Here is a 17,351-nt window from a genome sequence, read left to right on the forward strand (position 1 = left end):
CCGCCCCCGCGTCCCGGTGAGCGTCGCCGCCGTCCTCACGGCCGCCGGCAGCGGTTCGCGCCTCGGCCACCTGCTGCCGAAGGCCCTCGTGCCGCTCGGTGGCGAACCGCTCGTCGTGCACGCCGCACGACGGCTGCTGGCGGCCCGCACGGCCGCCGGTGAGCACGTCGTGACCCTCGTGGTCACCGCACCCGCCGACCACGTCGACACCGTCCGCTCCCTCCTCGAGGGGCTCGGTGGCGACGTGGTCGTCGTGCGTGGGGGGCCGACGCGCCAGTCGTCCGTCGCCGCGGCGCTCGACGTCCTCGCGTCGCGTGACGGCGTCGACGTCGTGCTCGTCCACGACGCCGCCCGCCCGCTCGTGCCGCCCGCGCTCGTGGCGCGCGTCGTCGAGGCCGTGCGCGCCGGGCACGACGCGGTCGTCCCGGGCCTCCCGGTGACCGACACCGTCAAGCAGGTCGGCACGGCGGCCGGCGTCGTCCAGCCCGTCGTGCGGACCGTTCCCCGAGGCGACCTGCGCGCGGTGCAGACGCCCCAGGGCTTCCGGTTCGACGTGCTCGCTGCCGCGCACGCCCACGGGTCGCACGTCGCGCACGACGAAGCGCTCGCCGCGTCGGACGACGCCGGTCTCGTCGAGCTCGCCGGCGGGGCCGTGTGGGTCGTCGCGGGTCACGAGGACGCCGCGAAGGTGACCACCGCGCGCGACCTCGCGGTCGCCGAGCTCGTCCTGCGGTCGTCCGCCCGCGTCGTCGAGGAGGCCCCGTGACCCTGCCCCTGCCCCGCACCGGGATCGGCGTCGACGTGCACGCCTACGACCCGGAGCCCGCGCCCGACGCGGTGCTGCACCTCGCGGGGCTCGCGTGGCCGGGGGAGCGCCCGCTCGCGGGTCACTCCGACGCCGACGTCGCGGCGCACGCCGCCGCCGACGCGCTGCTGTCGGCGTCGGGCCTGGGCGACCTCGGGTCGAACTTCGGCACGTCGGAGCCGCAGTGGGCGGGTGCCGCGGGCACGACGCTGCTCGCGGAGGCCGCGCGCCGCGTGCGTGCCGCGGGGTTCGAGGTCGGCAACGTCGCGGTGCAGGTGATCGGCAACCGACCGCGGCTGGGTCGGCGACGTGAGGAGGCGGAGGCGGCGCTCTCGTCGGCCGCCGGTGCGCCGGTCACGGTGTCGGCGACGACGACCGACGGGCTGGGGCTGACCGGTCGTGGCGAGGGCGTCGCGGCGGTCGCGACCGCGCTCGTCGTCCCCGTCGGCGCCTGACCCGTCGTGGGCCGGCTGTCGAGAGGCAGGACGGATTGCCCGGGCGCGAGTGCCGTCGCCCGACCCGACCGCCGCTGTCCGGCCGTCCTCGCAGCGACGCGAAGGAGCGAGGGGGCGGCCGTCACGGCCGCCCCCTCACCTCCCGTGCCGGGTCAGGTGTAGAAACCCCGCACCTCGCTGCCGTTCCGGCCCACCCGCTGACCGTTGACGTGGACCCAGTCCCACACCTGGACCGTGGTGTAGTAGCCGTCGGTGACGCGGTGGGTCTCGCACCCGTTGTAGGCGATCAGCTCGAAGCCGCCGCTCCAGTAGATGTACGCACCGATCCCGTCGCCGTTGACCATGTCGCACACGACCACCCGGTTGCCGCTGTCGTCGTACCAGACGTGGCTCCGGCCGCTGGTCGAGTACATGCTCACGTCGCCGGCGTTCGCGACTGTCGGAACGGCCACGAGCGCTCCGGTCAGCGCCGCGACCAGTCCGAGCCGTGTCTTCGTCTTCACCGTGGTTCTCCTTCGGCACGTCCGTGTGCACGCGATTCGCGTGCGCGGCGTCAACGTAGCCCGGGGGAACTCGCGGCGCGCGACGGCGCTCGCTCGGGGGATCCTCGCCGGACGCCTCCCGCAGCTCCGGCCGCACCTGGTCGTCATCGCAGCACCCGGGTTCGATCGTCAAGCTCTCCTGCATCGCGATCTCGGCCGGTCGTCGGCCGCTCCGTCGCGGGCCGGCCGGTCGTTGGATGACCCGTGGCGCTCCGGCGTGCCCTGCCCGGCCACCACGACGGCACGCCGCGCGTGCTCCCCAGCAGCACGCCGCCGACCACGACGACCCCCCACGCGATCTCGACGAGCGGCGTCGCCTCCCGCAGGAGCAGCCACGACGCGGCGATGCCGACGACCGGCACGAGCATCGAGAACGGTGCCACCGTGCTCGACGGGTGGCGGCCCATGAGCGCGGACCACAGCCCGGAGCCGAGCAGGGTCCCGACGAGCACGGTGTAGAGCAGCCCGCCGATCGCGAGCAGCCCCTGCGTCGTCGCGAGGCCGTCGAACGACGCGGCGATCCGCTCGGGACCCTCGACGACGAGCGACGCGGCGAGCATCGGCAGCGGCGGGATGACGGACATCCACAGCAGCAGCCGGAGCGGCTCCCCGGGCGCGGCGCGCATCGCGAGGCGGTTCCCGAGGTTGCCGACGGCCCAGCCGAGCCCGCCGCACAGCGTGAGGACGACGGGCAGCAGCGTCGCGCCCCCGTCGAGGCCCGCGCGGTGCAGCGCGATGCCACCGAGCCCCACGACCGCGACCGCGACGCCGACGCCCTGCCGGGCGGTGATCCGCTCGCGCAGCAGCGCCGCCGCGAGCACCACGGTGAACGGTGCCGACGACTGGAGCACGAGCGACGCGAGCCCCGTCGGCATGCCGGAGTCCATCGCGAGGTAGAGGAACAGGAACTGCAGGACGCCGAAGCCCAGGCCGTACAGCAGGACCCATCGCCACGGCGCGGCGGGGCGGCGCACGAGCAGGACGGTGGGGACGGCGATGAGCGCGAACCGGAGCGCGACGAGCAGGAACGGCGGGAACTGCTCGAGCGACAGGTGGATGGCGGTGAAGTTCAGGCCCCACAGCACCGCGACGAGGACGGCGAGGGAGCGGTCGCGGGCGGGCATGTCACGCAGCATGACGCGGCCGCACGCTTCAGCACCATCGAGTTGTCCCGATGCGACGATGCAGTACCACTGAACGATTGCGTAGGATCGACGGCGTGGACGCCCGTTCCCTCGAGATCCTGCGCGCCGTGCACGTCCAGGGCGGCGTGACGGCCGCCGCGACGGCGCTCCACCTCACGCCGTCGGCGGTCTCGCAGCACGTGGCGAGCCTCCAGCGGGAGGTCGGCGTCCCGCTGACCGAGCGCGTCGGCCGGGGACTGCGCCTCACGGCGGCCGGGGTTGCGCTCGCCGACGCCGCCGTCGACGTCGCGGTCGCCCTCGAACGTGCCCGCGGCGCCGTCGACGCCTACCTCGCCCAGCCCGCGGGCGTCGTACGCGTCAGCGCGTTCCAGAGCGGGGCGCAGCTGCTCCTGCCGGGGCTGCTCAGCCGGGTCGCCGAGCTCGACGGCGTCGTCGTCGAGTGCTCGGACGAGGACGTCGCGCAGGACGACTTCGTCGCGCTCACGGACCGCGTCGACATCGTCGTCGCGCACCGCCCCGACGACGGCCGCCCGTGGGCCGCGCCCGGCGTGCGCGTCGTCCCGCTGCTGCGCGAGCCGCTCGACGTGGCTGTCCCGCCCGACCACCCGTTCGCGCGGCGCCGGTCGGTGCCGCCGGGTGACCTCGCGGGCATCGACTGGGTCGCCGTGCGCGAGGGGTTCCCCGTCGCGACCGTGCTCGCGGCCGTCGCGCGCCGCTCGGGGGACGCACCGCGCGTCGTGCACCGCATCAACGACTTCCACGTCGCCGCGTCCTTCGTCGCCGCAGGCCACGGCGTCGCGCTGCTGCCGCGGTACACGTTCGGCGACGACCCGCGCGTGCGCCTCGTCCCGCTGGCCGACGTCCCCGCGGGGCGGCGCATCGACGCGCTGCTGCGCGCCGACCGGGCCGAGCGGGTCGTCGTGCGGCGCGTCCTGGACGAGCTGCGGGCGCTCGCCGACCGGATCGGTGGGGCCGTGCCCGCGTGAGGCCCGCGCGCCTTTCCACCCCCACGGGGGCTCGCGCGGCCGTCCGGTCCTGCGCTAGCGTCCCGGGTCGTGACGAAGTGGTCCGAGGAGCAGGGGCCCGCGCCTGAGGGCGTGGGAGCGCTCTCGGCTGCCCGCTCCGCGTCGCTCCCGCTGCGTCAGCCCGGAAACCGCGTCCGCGTGCGGGTGCGTGTGCCCGCGGACGTGCTGGCCGCGACCGAGCAGGGCCTCGCGGACCTGGACGACGAGCAGCGCCGCGCGCTGGGTCAGGACGCACCGCCGCCCGTCACGTTCTGACCGCACGTCGGCGTCAGGCTGCGCGCTCGGGTCGCCGGACACCCGTCCGGCCGACGTCGCGGGCCGACCGCGGGCGACGTGCCAGGGCGGTCCCGCCGCCGGCACGGCCGCGTGCGCGCGCCCCGACCCCCGGCGTCAGGGGATCAGCACCAGCTTGCCGCGCGCGTGACCCTCGCGGCTCGCACGGTGCGCCTCGGCGGCGTCGTCGAGCGGGAACGTCCGGGCGACCCGGACGTCGAGCGACCCGTCGGCGGCGAGCTCGGCGAGCTGCGCGCGGGCCGCCTCCCGGACCGCGGTCCCCGGGTCGGCGCCCGGGCCGCCGCCGAGCGCGCGGATCCCCAGGTCGGCGGCGCGGCCGAAGCCGGCGATGGTCGCGACGCGCTGCCGGTCCGCGACGACCGCGACGGACACGTCGAGCGCCTCGTCCGACCCGACCGTGTCGATCGCCACCGTGACGGGGCCCGTCGTCCGCTCGACCTCCCGCACGCGGTCCAGCAGGCCGGGCCCGTGCGCGACGGGGACCGCCCCGAGCGCGCGTAGGTCGTCGTGCGTCGCGGGGGAGCCGGTCGCGACGACGCGAGCGCCGCGCAGGCCCGCGAGCTGCACGACCATGCGACCGACCCCGCCCGAGCCGCCGTGGACGAGGACGACGTCGCCGTCGTGCGCGCCCGTCGCGGCCAGCGTGTGCACGGCGGTCGTGCCCGAGAGCAGCAGCCCCGACGCGGCGGCCCAGTCGAGCGTCTGCGGACGTCGGCACGTGACGAGCTCCGACACCTCGAGGTGGGACGCGTACCCGCCGGTGACGCGCCAGGCGATCACCTCGTCGCCGACGGCGAGCCAGCGCACCGACGGCCCGACGGCGGTGACGACCCCGGCGACCTCGAGCCCCAGCCGCATCGGCAGCCTCGCGGGGTCGTTGCCCGGGCCCGGCGCGTACATCTTCCAGTCGATCGGGTTGACCGCGGCGGCCCGGACCTCGAGGAGCACGTTGCCCGGTCCGGGGTCCGTCGGTGCGGTCTCGACGGTGCGGAGCACCTCCGGCCCACCGAACGCGGTCGCGACCACAGCCCTGCTCGTGACACTCACCGGCACAGCCTGCACCGGTCACCCGTCCGCCGCCAGGGTTGATGCGTGCGCATGCACGTCATCACTCGCACGAGTGACCGGACCCGCTCCGACCTGGTCGCAGGTCCAGCGCGAGGGTCAGGCGGCGCGCGGCGCCTGCTCGTCGTGCGGCACCGGCCCGAGGACCTGGTCGAGGTACGCGTTGGTGAACGTGCCGCCGGGGTCGGCCGTGGCCCGCACGCGCTGCGCGTCGCAGAACCGCGGGTACACCCGTCCGAGCGCCTCCGCGTCGAGCCAGTGCAGCTTGCCCCAGTGCGGCCGCCCGCCGACCTGGGCGGCGATCCGCTCGACCGCCCTGAAGTACCGCGTGTACGGCAGGTGCACGTTCTGGTGGACGGCGACGTACGCGGTCGGTCGGCCGTGCGCGGTCGACAGCCACAGGTCGTCGGCCGCCGCGAAGCGCACCTCGACCGGGAAGGGCAGCCGCTCGCCGGACGACTGGATCCACGCGTCGACCTCGGCCAGCACGTCGGCGACGCTCTCGCGCGGGACCGCGTACTCCATCTCGCGGAAGCGGACGCGTCGGGGCGAGACGAAGACCTCCGCCGAGGGGGCCGTGTAGCGGCGGGGCGACAGCGCGCGGCTGCTCAGCTGGTTGAGGCCGACCGTCGTCGGCGGCACGAGCGTCGCGATGCGGTTGGTGAGCGCGAACACCGCGTTGGAGAGCAGCTCGTCGTCGATCCACGAGCGGACCGGGCTCAGGGGGCGGACGTCGTCGTCGGGGACCCGGTTGTTGCGCTTGGTGAGCGCCCGACGGGTGTGCGGGAACCAGTAGAACTCGAAGTGGTCGTTGCCGTCGACGAGCCCGTCGGGTCCCTCGAGCTCCTCGAGCACGCGGTCGAGGGGCCACGGCTCCTCGCGCGCCTCGAGGCGGAAGGCGGGCACCACCTCGAGCGTCACGGCCGCGAGGACGCCGACGCTGCCGAGGCCGAGCCGCGCGAGCTCGAACAGCTCCGGGTGCCGGCGGGACGAGACCTCGAGCACCTCACCGTCGGCGAGGACCAGGCGGGCGCCGACGACCTGCGTCGCGAGGCCGCCGAGCCGTGCGCCCGTGCCGTGCGTGCCGGTCGAGACCGCGCCCGCGATCGACTGCTTGTCGATGTCGCCGAGGTTGCGCATGGCCAGGCCGTGCTGCGCGAGCAGGGTGTTGAGCGCGCCCAGCCGGATGCCGGCGCCGACGGTCACGTGCGTCGTGCCGTCCGGCTGCGGCGCGACACGCTCGAGCGCGTCGATCGCGTCGAGGTGGACCTGCACGCCGTCCGTGACCGCCGCGGGCGTGAAGGAGTGACCACCGCCCACCGCCCGCACGCGCAGCCCCGCGTGCGCCGCGGCGCGCACGGTCGCCACGAGTTCCCCCAGGTCATGCGGGCGCGCCACGCTGCGCGGCGTCGCGAGCGCGGTGCGGGCCCAGTTCTGCCAGGGCGTGGCGGCCGACGTCCTCCCCATCGTCACCCACGGTCCTCCTGGGCGGTTGTCCAAGTCAAGTGCGTACATACCTTGACTATCGTCACGAGTGACATTGAGATATGGCGTGGGGAGACGCGACGCACCCTCGACGCGACCGGCGGTCGGGCCGGTGAGGGGACGTCGCTCGAGGGAGGGGACCCGGATGAACCGCTTGCCCGTCGCCGAGAGGCGCGAGCAGCTGATCGAGGCTGCGCTCACCGTCGCGAGCCGGGACGGCATCGACGCCGCCACGGTGCGCGCCATCGCCGCCGAGGCGGGCGTGTCGCTCGGCGTCGTGCACTACTGCTTCCAGGACAAGGACGAGCTCCTGCGGTCCATGGCGCACGCCATCACCGCGCAGAACCTGGCGCGCAGCCTCGACGACCTGCCCGAGGGCGCCGAGGTCGGGACCATCGTGGGCGCCGTGCTCGACGCACTGTGGGACACGATCGCGTCCGCGCGCGGCCCGCAGCTGCTGTCCTACGAGCTCACGACGTCGTCCCTGCGGCACGCCGAGCTCAACCAGGTCGCGATCGAGCAGTACCGGGGGCAGTGGTCCGCCGCCGAGCAGGTGCTCGAGCTCGTCGAGAAGGCCGCGCACGTCGGCTGGACCGTCCCGCGCGCGCACGTCGCGCGGGCCGTCGTCGCCGTGGTCGACGGCTACTCGCTCGCGTGGCTCGTCGACGGCGACTCCGAGGCCGCGCGGCGCGGGCTGCAGGGCTTCGGGCAGTACCTCGCCGCGATGGCCGTCCCCGTCGAGCTCGCGCCCGAGGCGCTCGACCACGGTCTGCCGCAGGGCACGTCCGCGCGCGCGGACGAGCAGTCCACCGCGTGAGCGCCGACGTCACCAGGGGGACCAGCGCAGTCGGCACCGCGGCCCGGCGTGCCCGGGTCGCGACGTCGGGCGGGTTCGCCACGCAGGGGTTCGTCTACGCGCTCCTGCTGACAAGCCTCGACCAGTTCAAGGACCGGTACGGCGTCGACGACGGGCAGATCACGCTCGTCGTCCTCGGTGTGTGCGCGCTCGCCGCCGTGGGCACGCTCGTCGCGGACCGCGTCGCCCGCGGCCGTGCAGGCAGCCGCGGGGCGCTCGCCACCGGGCTGTGCGTCCTCGTCAGCGCGGTCGCCGTGGTCTCCACCGCGCCGAGCTTCGCGGTCCTCGCGCTCGGCTTCGCGGTCTACGGGCTCGGGCTCGGGCTCGTCGACGCGGGCACCAACATGCAGGCCGTGTCCGTGCAGCGGGTCTACGGCCGCTCGCTCCTGACCGGCTTCTACGCCGCGTGGTCGGTCGGTGGCATCGCGGGCGCCGTGCTCGTGTCCGTCACCGCGGGCCGCACGCCCGTCGAGCCGGTCGCGTTCGTGCTCTGGTCCGGCATCCTCGTCGCCGCGGCAGCCGCCGTCCTCGTCGCCTCCGCGGGCTGGCACCCCGGACGGGCGGGTGGAGCCGCGGCCGACCCGACCGGCGACGTGAGCACCGACGTCGGCGGGCGCGTGCCGTGGGGGCCCGTGCTGCTGCTCGGCCTCGGCGTCGTCGCGTACTACGTCGCGGACACCGCGGTCTCCACGTGGTCGACCATCTACCTCGGCGACGTGCTCGCCGCGACGGCCCGCGTCGCGCCGCTCGGGTACGCCGCCTACCTCGCGACGACGCTCGTCTCGCGCGTCGCGGGCGACCCGCTGGTCCGGCGGCACGGGCGTGCCGTCGTCGTCCGCGTCGCCGCGGTCGTCGGTGCGATCGGGCTCACGCTCGTCGTCGTCGCGCCCGGGACGCCCGTCGCGCTGCTCGGGTTCGCCGTCACGGGGGCCGGGCTCGGCGTGATCGCGCCGCTGTGCTTCTCGGCCGCCGGTGCGCTCGCGCCCGGGCATGCCGACGCCGTCGTCGCGCGGCTCAACATCTTCAACTACGTCGGTGCGGTGCTCGGCGGCGTGCTCGTCGGCGCGATCGGCTCCGGGTCCACGCTGCGCGTCGGGTTCGTCGTCCCCGTGCTGCTCGTCGTGGCGGTCGCCGTGGTCGCGCCGCGCTTCGGACGGCGCGGGAGCGCGGACGGCGGGCGGACGGACGCACCCGGTGCGGCGGCCGGCGCCGTCACCTCCTCGGGCGGAGCCGTCCCGCCGACCGACGGAGCCGCGCGATGAGCCGCGACGCGGCCCCGGGCACGCTCCGGCCGGGCGACGCGTTCCTCACGAGCGAGGGCCGACCCGACGCGGGCGCGGCGTCCGCGCGTGCCGCCGCGGCGACGGGCACGCTCGGTGCGCGGCTCGACGAGGCGACGCGCGGCCTGCCGGCCCCGCTCGCCGTGGTCGACCTCGACGCGCTCGACGCCAACGCGACCGACCTGGTCCGCCGCGCGGGCGGGACGCCGATCCGCGTCGCGTCGAAGTCGGTGCGGGTCCGGCACGTCCTGCACGACGTGCTCGCCCGGCCCGGGTTCGCCGGCGTCATGGCGTACTCGGTGCGCGAGGCCGTGTGGCTCGCGCGCGAGGGCGTCGACGACGTGCTGCTCGGCTACCCGAGCGTCGACGCGGGCGCGCTCGACGAGCTCGCGGCCGACCCGCGCGCCGCGGCGGCCGTGACGCTCATGGTCGACGACGTCGCGCAGGCCGACCTCGCCGCCCACGCGGCCGTGGCGCACGGGACGACGCTGCGGGTGTGCCTCGACGTCGACGCGTCGCTGCGCGTGCGCCTCGGGCCGCTGCGCGCGCACCTCGGCGTCCGCCGCTCCCCGGTGCACTCGGCCGCCGACGCCGCCGTGCTCGCCGCCGCCGTCGAGGCCCGGGGACCGCTCGTCGTGCGCGGCGTCATGTTCTACGAGGCACAGGTGGCCGGCCTGCCCGACACCAGCCCCGCCGTCCGTGCCGTCAAGCGGCTGTCCGTCGCGGACCTCGCGGTCCGGCGCGCCGCCGTCGTCGAGGCCGTGCAGGACGCCGTCGGGCACCCGCTCGACCTCGTGAACTCGGGCGGGTCGGGCTCGGTCGAGACCAGCGTCTCCGACGGGACCGTCACCGAGGTCACCGCAGGCTCCGGGCTGTTCGTCCCGACGCTCTTCGACCGGTACCGCGCGTTCGAGCCGCGCCCGGCGGCGTTCTTCGGCCTCGACGTCGTCCGGGTGCCCGGACCGGGCTGGGCGACCGTCTTCGGCGGCGGGTACGTCGCGTCCGGCCCGGCCGTGAGGACGCGGCTCCCGCGCCCGGTGTGGCCCGGCGGGCTCGCGCTCACCGGCCGCGAGGGCGCCGGCGAGGTGCAGACGCCGCTGCGGCTCTCGTCGGGCGCCGACCTGCGCGTCGGTGACCGCGTGTGGTTCCGGCACGCCAAGGCCGGCGAGGTCATGGAGCGGTTCGCCGACGTGCACCTCGTGCGCGGCACCTCCGTCGAGGCGACCGTGCCGACGTACCGGGGCGAGGGCCGCACCTTCGGCTGACACGGCCCGGACGCGGGTCCCGGCCGTTGAGCAGCCGTGACGGCGGCGACGGCCAGGGGATGACCCGTACGATGACGGGCGTGACCCTGCGCCTGTTCGACACCGCGACCCGCACGGTGCGCGACTTCGTCCCGCTCACCGCGGGCGAGGTCGGCATCTACCTGTGCGGCGCGACCGTCCAGGCGCCCCCGCACATCGGCCACGTCCGGTCCGGCGTCGCGTTCGACGTGCTCGTGCGCTGGCTGCGCCGCACGGGCCACCGCGTGACGATGGTCCGCAACGTCACCGACATCGACGACAAGATCCTGGCCAAGGCCGCCGACGCGGGTGAGCCGTGGTGGGCGTGGGCGATGGCGAACGAGCGCGCGTTCACGGCCGCGTACGACGCGCTGGGCGTGCTGCCGCCGACGTACGAGCCGCGCGCGACGGGGCACGTCCCGGCCATGGTCGAGCTCGTCGACCGGCTCGTCGAGGCCGGTCATGCGTACACGACCGGTCCGGGTGACGTGTGGTTCGACGTCCGCTCCTACCCCGAGTACGGCGCGCTCACCAACCAGCGCGTCGACGACATGGTCCCGGCCCCGGACGACGCGTCGGGCGTGACCAAGCGCGACGCGCGGGACTTCGCCCTGTGGAAGTCGCCCAAGCCGGGCGAGCCGACCAGCGCGTCGTGGGACACCCCGTGGGGACGTGCGCGGCCCGGCTGGCACCTCGAGTGCTCGGCGATGGCGCGGCGGTACCTCGGCGACGCGTTCGACATCCACGGCGGCGGACTCGACCTGCGGTTCCCGCACCACGAGAACGAGCAGGCGCAGTCGCACGCCGCGGGGTACGGGTTCGCGCAGTACTGGCTGCACAACGGCTGGGTCACGCAGGGCGGCGCGAAGATGAGCAAGTCGCTCGGCAACGGGCTGCTCGTCGACGTCGTCCTCCAGGGCGTGCGCGCCGCTGTGCTCCGGTACGCGCTCACGGCCGTGCAGTACCGCTCGATGCTCGAGTGGACCGACGACTCGCTGCGCGAGGCCGAGGCGACCTGGGACCGGCTGGCGGGGTTCGTCGAGCGCGCGGCCGAGAAGGTCGGCGCCGCAGATCTCGACGAGGTCGCCAAGGCCGACCTGCCCGACGCGTTCGTCGCCGCGATGGACGACGACCTCAACGTGCCCGCCGCGCTCGCGGTGGTGCACGAGCACCTGCGCCTGGGCAACGGCGCGCTCGCGTCCGGCGACCTGCAGGCGGCCCGGGCCGAGATGGTGCAGCTGCGCGCGATGCTCGACGTCCTCGGCCTCGACCCGGGCAGCCCGCAGTGGGCGGCGCGCGGCGGCGACGAGCGGTACGCGTCCGCGCTCGACGCGGTCGTCGCCGGCCAGCTCGAGGCCCGGGCGCAGGCGCGCGCCGACCGTGACTTCGCGACCGCCGACGCGATCCGCGACCGCCTCGCCGCGGCCGGCATCGTCGTCGAGGACTCGCCCACCGGGGCCCGCTGGTCCCTGCGACCCGAGGCCTGACCCGCGGCCCGACCGGGCACCGGTCCGGGCCCGACCCGAGCACGACGCACGCATCACCAGACGTAGGAGACAGCACCCATGGCCGGCAACTCCCAGCGCCGAGGCGCGACCCGCAAGCCGGGCTCGAAGAAGGGCGCGACCGTCGGCACCGGCGGGCACGGCCGCAAGTCGCTCGAGGGCAAGGGGCCGACGCCGAAGGCCGAGGACCGCCCGTACCACACGGCGTACAAGAAGAAGGTCGCCGCCGAGAAGCGCGCGGTCGCGGGGCAGGGCCGGTCCGGCCAGCGGTCCGCGTCCGCGTCGCGCAGCGCGGCCGGGGGGCGCGGCGGTCGCACGTCGTCGACGCACGAGATCGTGTCCGGGCGGAACTCGGTCGTCGAGGCGCTGCGCGCCGGCATCCCGGTCTCGACCGTCTACCTCGCCGCGCGCCTCGAGGCCGACGACCGCACGCGCGAGATCGTCTCGACGGCCGCCGAGGCCGGCTACCCGCTGCTCGAGGTCAGCCGCACCGAGCTCGACCGGCTCACCGACGGCTCCGTGCACCAGGGCGTCGCCATCCAGGTGCCCCCGTACGCGTACGCCGACGACGAGGACCTGCTCGACGCCGCCGAGGCGTCCGAGCAGCCGGCGCTCGTCGTCGCGCTCGACGGCGTGACCGACCCGCGCAACCTCGGCGCGGTGCTGCGGTCCGCCGGGGCGTTCGGCGCGCACGGCGTGCTCGTGCCCGAGCGTCGCGCCGCGGGCGTCACCGCGTCGGCGTGGAAGGTGTCCGCGGGGGCCGCGGCGCGTGTCCCCGTCGCGCGCGTGAAGAACCTCGTGCGGACGCTGCAGGCGTACCGGGAGGCCGGCGTGTTCGTCGTCGGGCTCGACGGCGGCGGCGACGTCGCGATCGGCGACGTCGCGTTCGCCGAGGACCCGCTCGTGCTCGTCGTCGGCTCGGAGGGCAAGGGCCTGTCGCGCCTGGTGCGCGAGCAGTGCGACGCGATCGCGTCCATCCCGATCGCGTCAGCCGTCGAGTCGCTCAACGCGGGTGTCGCCGCGGGCATCGCGCTCTACGAGGTCGCCCGCCGCCGCGCCTCCTGACGCGGCCTGCTCGACCTCAGCGGCCCGCCTCGCTCACCCGAGGAGCTGGTCGTCCTCGACCTGGGGGAACATGTCGGTGTCGCGGATGTCGCCCGACTGCACGCCCAGGATCGCGTCCTCGTCGGGGCGCGTCGGCAGGATGTTCTTCACGTAGCTCTTGACGACCTCGGGCATCGGCACGTCGCGCCCGTGCTGCTGCGACAGGTACCACCGGTGGTCGAGCAGCTCGTGGAACACCTGCGCGGGCTCGAGCTTGTGCCGCAGGTCCCGCGGGACGGCGCGCACGGCGGGCTCGAACACCTCGGTGAGCCAGTCGTGCGCGACGAACGCCTCGTCCTCACGCTGCCGGTCCGTCGCGGCCCGGTACTCGTCGAGGTCGTTGAGCAGGCGACGGGCCTGGTTCTCCTGCACGTCGAGGCCGGTCAGGCGCATGAGGCGGCGCGAGTGGTGGCCCGCGTCGACGACCTTCGGCTGGATCTGCACGGTCGTGCCGCCGACGTCGGTCGTGATGTCGAGCTCGCCGACGTCGAACCCGAGGTCGTTGAGGCGGTCGATGCGCGCCTGCACGCGCCACCGCTCGCCGTAGCCGAACGACTCGGTCTCGGTGAGCGCGCGCCACAGCTCGCGGTACCGCTCGGCGAGCGCGTTGCCGATCGCGACGGCGTCGACGTCCTCCTCGAGGAACTCGCCGGCCTGCAGGTCCATGAGCTCGCCGATGATGTTGACCCGAGCGACCTCGAGGTCGTACTCGCGCTGACCCGTCGTCAGGGTGTCGTGCAGGTCGCCCGTCTCGGCGTCGACGAGGTACGCGGCGAACGTCTCCGCGTCGCGGCGGAACAGGGTGTTCGACAGCGACACGTCACCCCAGTAGAAGCCCGCCAGGTGCAGGCGGACGAGCAGCACGGCGAGCGCGTCGATGAGCCGCGTCGCGGTGTCGGGGCGCAGCGACTGGCTGAACAGCGCGCGGTACGGCAGCGAGAACTGCAGGTGCTCGGTGATGAGCACGGCCTCGAGCGGCTCGCCGTCGGGGTCACGACGGCCGGTGATGACGCCGACGGGCACGACGCTGGGCACGTCGATGCGGTCGAGCTGGCGCAGCAGCTCGTACTCGCGGTAGGCGACCGTCTCGCCGATCTCCTTGACCGCGATGACCCGGCCCGACAGCCGCACGAACCGCACGATGTGGCGTGAGATGCCGCGGGGGAGCGCGGCCAGCGTCTCGGCCGGCCAGTCCTCCAGGGGCACCTGCCACGGCAGGTCGAGGAGCGCGGGGTCCGGGTTGGCCGCGGTGATCTGCAGGCGCTGCGGCGTCGGGCTCATGCCCCGATCCTCTCAGAGTGGTCCGACGGGGCGACCCCGCGGACGGGCACCGATGTCGGGGAGGTGCTGTGGTCGACCCGCACAAGCCGTGCGGTGGAAAGCCCGACGGGCGGGCCCGGCCGGAGCCGGACCCGCCCGTCGGCGGTGCTGCAGGGAGCGATCAGACCGTGATGCGCTCACCGGTGCCCGCGTGGAACAGGTGCTGCTGGCCCTCGCGGATGCGGACCCAGACGGTCTCGCCCTTGGCGGGGACGCCGCGCGGGTCGATGCGGACGATGATCTGCGCGTCGCCGGCACCGGAGTGCACGGCCTCGGCGCCACCGAACTCGTTCGTGAGCGACGCGTAGAGGAACGCGTCCGAGCCGAGCTCCTCGACGATGTTCACGATGACCGGGATCGCGTCGGGGGTGCCCTGCGGGACGACCTCGAGCGCCTCCGGACGGAAGCCGAGCGTGATGTGGTTGCGGTCGGCCTCGGTGAACTTGGCGATGACGTCGCGCGGCAGCGAGACGCGCGCACGGCCGAGCTGCGCGGCACCCTCGAGGACCGGGACGGTCGCGATGTTCATGGCCGGCGAGCCGATGAAGCCGGCGACGAAGACGTTGGCCGGGGTGTCGTACATGTCGCGCGGCGTGCCGACCTGCTGCAGGAGGCCGTCCTTGAGGACCGCGATGCGGTCACCCATCGTCAGGGCCTCGGTCTGGTCGTGCGTGACGTAGACGGTGGTGACACCGAGACGACGCTGCAGCGACGCGATCTGCGTACGGGTCTGGACGCGGAGCTTGGCGTCGAGGTTCGACAGCGGCTCGTCCATGAGGAACACCTGGGGCTGACGCACGATGGCGCGGCCCATGGCGACACGCTGACGCTGACCACCCGAGAGGGCCTTCGGCTTGCGGTCGAGGTACTGGGAGAGGTCGAGGATCTTGGCGGCCTCCTCGACGCGCTGGCGGATCTCCGCCTTCGGCGTGCCGGCGATCTTGAGCGCGAAGCCCATGTTGTCGGCGACCGTCATGTGCGGGTACAGCGCGTAGTTCTGGAACACCATCGCGATGTCCCGGTCCTTCGGCTGGACGTCCGTGACGTCGCGGTCGCCGATGAGGATGCGACCCGCGTTGACGTCCTCGAGACCCGCGAGCATGCGGAGCGAGGTGGACTTGCCGCAGCCGGAGGGGCCGACGAGGACGAGGAACTCGCCGTCCTCGATGTGCAGGTCGAGCGAGTCGACCGCGGGGCGCTCCGTGCCCGGGTAGACCCGGGTGGCCTTGTCGAACGTGACCGTAGCCATGTCTGATCCGTTCCCTTCACCGGCAGGTACGTGCCGGACGATCCGTTGTGGAGGGTGTCAGAGTGTCTTCGCTGACACGGACCGAGGGGGGCGAAGGCCCGTCCTCGGTCCGAGGTCATCATGCCACACACGTGACCTGCGTCTCGTCGGCCGGGGCAACCGTCACCGCGACCGGCGCGCACGCGCGCGGGGGTCTCAGGGGCCCGCGCGGAGCGCCGGTCAGCCGAGCACCGCGACCGACCCGTCGGTGCGCAGCGCGTACATCCGCGGCACCTGCCACCCCACCCGTAGGCTCGTCCCCGCCTCGAGCGCCTCGCCCGTGAGGTCCGCGCGCCACGCGCGGCCGCCGTCCGCGGTCGCGTACGCCTCGACCACCGGTCCCGGACCCCGCAGCAGCAGCCAGCGGCCGTCCGTGGCGATCTCGTCCACCGTGCGGGCGAGCGGTGTCGTCCACACCACGCGGCCCGTCCGGGCGTCGATCGCGGCGAGACCGTCCGACCCCACGACGTACAGGTGCTCGTCGAGCAGGACCGCCGACGTCGCCTCCAGGCCCGTCACGCGCCACCGCAGGTCGCCCGACGACGCGTCCCGCGCGGAGACCGACGCGACCACGCCCGACGGTCCGACGTCGCGCGTCGCGAACAGCACCGCGCCCGGCGCCGAGCCGTCGTCGACCGTGAGCCACAGGGGTGTCGCGTCGACCGTCGCGCGCGTGCCGTCGGGGCGCAGGAGCCGTGACTGCGGCCGCCCGTCCTCCGACCAGGTCGAGTGCACGACCGCGCCGCCGCGCGCGAGCTCCGGCCACCACCCCGGTTCGAGCCGGTCCCGGCGCAGGAGCGCGCCGTCCGCGTCGAGCAGCCACGACGACGACCCGACGGCGAGCAGCACCCGGTCGCCGCGCGCGTCGAGCGACGCGAACGACGACGACCACACGTCGGTCGGCTGCGTGACGCGCGGGGCGGGGATCCGGGGCGTCGTCCACGTCCACAGCGCGTCGCGGGTCGCGGGGTCGGTCGCGGTGACGCGCCACCGGGTCGAGTCCTCCTGCTCGTCGACGCGGGTCGCGGTGAGGAACCGGCCGTCCAGCACCGTGAACGCGGTGTCGCCCGGCAGCCGCCGGGTGGACAGGACCGTGCCGTCGCGCGCGTCGAGGAACCACAGCGACACGTCGGGTGCGGGGCCGATGTCCGAGCCAGGCTGCTGCGCGAGGCACGCGACGACGGGCGGTCGCGCACCCTGCGGCCGGGCGGGCGCGTCCTCGGCGGCTGCACCCGCGGTCGTGCAGACCGTCCACGTCGCGGGGCTCGCCGCGTCGAGCGTCATGAGAGGCGTCGGCAGGTCGAGGTCGCGCGTCCAGCGCAGCGCGCCGGTGCGCTCGTCGAGCGCGCGCACCTGGACCTGTGCCGCCGGCAGCGGCGCGACGCCCACGACGAGGCCCGCGACGAGGACGCCCGACTCCACGACGCGCGCGTCCTCGGCGCCTGCGGCCCAGCGCACCGCGAGCCCGGGGTCGACGGGACGCAGCACCCCGCGGACGTCGGCGAGCGCGTCGACCCTGGCCCGCTCGCGCGCGTCGAGCAGCGCCTGCGCGCCGACGAGCAGCGCGGCGACGGCGACCACCGCGGGGACGAGGACGCGCAGGTGCCGGCGGACCCAACCGCGCGCGGCGGCCGCGGGGTCGCGGGGGTCGCCGGACGCTCCCGCGGCGACGTCCGGCGCCGCAGCGCTCGCGGTGTCCGGCGCCGCCGGGTCGTCGGGGTCGGCCGGTCCTCCCGGCGCGTGGGGTGCTGCGGCCGCGGCCGGGCGGGTCCCGCGCCGACGGGGTGCGTCGCCGCGCGCACCGGTCCGCCGGCCGGGCGTGACCGGTCCGTCGTCGTGCTCATCGACCTCGACGAGGTGCACGTCCTGCATGCGGCCGGACATCTCGTCACGGTAACC

Annotated in this window: 16 protein-coding genes; 9 read left to right on the plus strand and 7 right to left on the minus strand. The window is 75.3% G+C overall.

Annotated elements, in window-relative coordinates:
* Positions 1-16 precede the first annotated feature (16 nt).
* Both ispD and ispF read left to right on the plus strand, forming a co-directional pair.
* A complete protein-coding gene (ispD, locus tag OMK64_RS07780) occupies positions 17-766 on the plus strand; it encodes a 2-C-methyl-D-erythritol 4-phosphate cytidylyltransferase (protein WP_272727512.1) in 750 nt (249 codons plus the stop codon).
* The gene (ispF, locus tag OMK64_RS07785; protein ID WP_272727513.1) at positions 763-1,260 is read left to right on the plus strand and encodes a 2-C-methyl-D-erythritol 2,4-cyclodiphosphate synthase; all 498 of its coding nucleotides are present in this window, start codon (positions 763-765) and stop codon (positions 1,258-1,260) included. Before ispD ends, ispF begins: the two co-directional genes overlap by 4 nt.
* Positions 1,261-1,412: 152 nt before the next feature.
* Here the strand turns inward: ispF and OMK64_RS07790 are convergent, their stop codons facing one another.
* Together OMK64_RS07790 and OMK64_RS07795 are read right to left on the minus strand one after the other, a co-directional pair.
* A complete protein-coding gene (locus tag OMK64_RS07790; protein ID WP_272727514.1) occupies positions 1,413-1,763 on the minus strand; it encodes a hypothetical protein in 351 nt (116 codons plus the stop codon).
* Between the two features lie 143 nt (positions 1,764-1,906).
* Entirely contained in the window at positions 1,907-2,926 is a 1,020-nt protein-coding gene (locus OMK64_RS07795; RefSeq protein WP_272727515.1) for an EamA family transporter, read from the minus strand.
* A gap of 95 nt (positions 2,927-3,021) precedes the next feature.
* On the opposite strand from OMK64_RS07795, the gene OMK64_RS07800 reads away from it, so the two are divergent.
* Positions 3,022-3,933 (plus strand): LysR family transcriptional regulator, encoded by a 912-nt coding sequence (locus tag OMK64_RS07800; RefSeq protein WP_272727516.1) that lies wholly within the window; start codon positions 3,022-3,024, stop codon positions 3,931-3,933.
* Between the two features lie 69 nt (positions 3,934-4,002).
* The gene (locus tag OMK64_RS07805; RefSeq protein WP_272727517.1) at positions 4,003-4,227 is read left to right on the plus strand and encodes a hypothetical protein; all 225 of its coding nucleotides are present in this window, start codon (positions 4,003-4,005) and stop codon (positions 4,225-4,227) included.
* A gap of 135 nt (positions 4,228-4,362) precedes the next feature.
* Here the strand turns inward: OMK64_RS07805 and OMK64_RS21065 are convergent, their stop codons facing one another.
* Together OMK64_RS21065 and OMK64_RS07815 are read right to left on the minus strand one after the other, a co-directional pair.
* The gene (locus OMK64_RS21065; RefSeq protein ID WP_272727518.1) at positions 4,363-5,313 is read right to left on the minus strand and encodes an NADP-dependent oxidoreductase; all 951 of its coding nucleotides are present in this window, start codon (positions 5,311-5,313) and stop codon (positions 4,363-4,365) included.
* A gap of 117 nt (positions 5,314-5,430) precedes the next feature.
* Complete coding sequence (locus tag OMK64_RS07815; protein ID WP_272727574.1) at positions 5,431-6,798, minus strand: FAD-linked oxidoreductase, L-gulonolactone oxidase family; 1,368 nt, start codon at positions 6,796-6,798, stop codon at positions 5,431-5,433.
* 163 nt (positions 6,799-6,961) lie between these two features.
* On the opposite strand from OMK64_RS07815, the gene OMK64_RS07820 reads away from it, so the two are divergent.
* The 5 genes from OMK64_RS07820 (at position 6,962) to rlmB (ending at position 12,805) form a co-directional block, all read left to right on the plus strand.
* Positions 6,962-7,633 (plus strand): TetR/AcrR family transcriptional regulator, encoded by a 672-nt coding sequence (locus OMK64_RS07820; protein ID WP_272727519.1) that lies wholly within the window; start codon positions 6,962-6,964, stop codon positions 7,631-7,633.
* Positions 7,630-8,934, plus strand: coding sequence for an MFS transporter (locus OMK64_RS07825; protein ID WP_272727520.1), 1,305 nt, complete (start codon positions 7,630-7,632; stop codon positions 8,932-8,934). Before OMK64_RS07820 ends, OMK64_RS07825 begins: the two co-directional genes overlap by 4 nt.
* Positions 8,931-10,217: an alanine racemase gene (locus tag OMK64_RS07830; RefSeq protein ID WP_272727521.1), complete on the plus strand. Its 1,287-nt coding sequence runs from the start codon at positions 8,931-8,933 to the stop codon at positions 10,215-10,217. Before OMK64_RS07825 ends, OMK64_RS07830 begins: the two co-directional genes overlap by 4 nt.
* A gap of 80 nt (positions 10,218-10,297) precedes the next feature.
* Complete coding sequence (gene cysS / locus OMK64_RS07835; RefSeq protein WP_272727523.1) at positions 10,298-11,722, plus strand: cysteine--tRNA ligase; 1,425 nt, start codon at positions 10,298-10,300, stop codon at positions 11,720-11,722.
* A gap of 78 nt (positions 11,723-11,800) precedes the next feature.
* Positions 11,801-12,805: a 23S rRNA (guanosine(2251)-2'-O)-methyltransferase RlmB gene (rlmB, locus tag OMK64_RS07840; RefSeq protein WP_272727524.1), complete on the plus strand. Its 1,005-nt coding sequence runs from the start codon at positions 11,801-11,803 to the stop codon at positions 12,803-12,805.
* 33 nt (positions 12,806-12,838) lie between these two features.
* On the opposite strand, the gene OMK64_RS07845 is transcribed toward rlmB, so the two are convergent.
* The 3 genes from OMK64_RS07845 to OMK64_RS07855 form a co-directional block, all read right to left on the minus strand.
* Positions 12,839-14,125: a DUF4032 domain-containing protein gene (locus OMK64_RS07845; protein ID WP_272727525.1), complete on the minus strand. Its 1,287-nt coding sequence runs from the start codon at positions 14,123-14,125 to the stop codon at positions 12,839-12,841.
* Positions 14,126-14,285: 160 nt separating this feature from the next.
* Positions 14,286-15,413: an ABC transporter ATP-binding protein gene (locus OMK64_RS07850; RefSeq protein WP_162354037.1), complete on the minus strand. Its 1,128-nt coding sequence runs from the start codon at positions 15,411-15,413 to the stop codon at positions 14,286-14,288.
* Between the two features lie 219 nt (positions 15,414-15,632).
* Positions 15,633-17,336: a BamB-related PQQ repeat family beta-propellar protein gene (locus tag OMK64_RS07855; RefSeq protein WP_272727526.1), complete on the minus strand. Its 1,704-nt coding sequence runs from the start codon at positions 17,334-17,336 to the stop codon at positions 15,633-15,635.
* Positions 17,337-17,351: the final 15 nt, after the last annotated feature.

The organism is Cellulomonas fimi, assembly GCF_028527925.1.
Classification (GTDB): Bacteria; Actinomycetota; Actinomycetes; order Actinomycetales; family Cellulomonadaceae; genus Cellulomonas; species Cellulomonas fimi_C.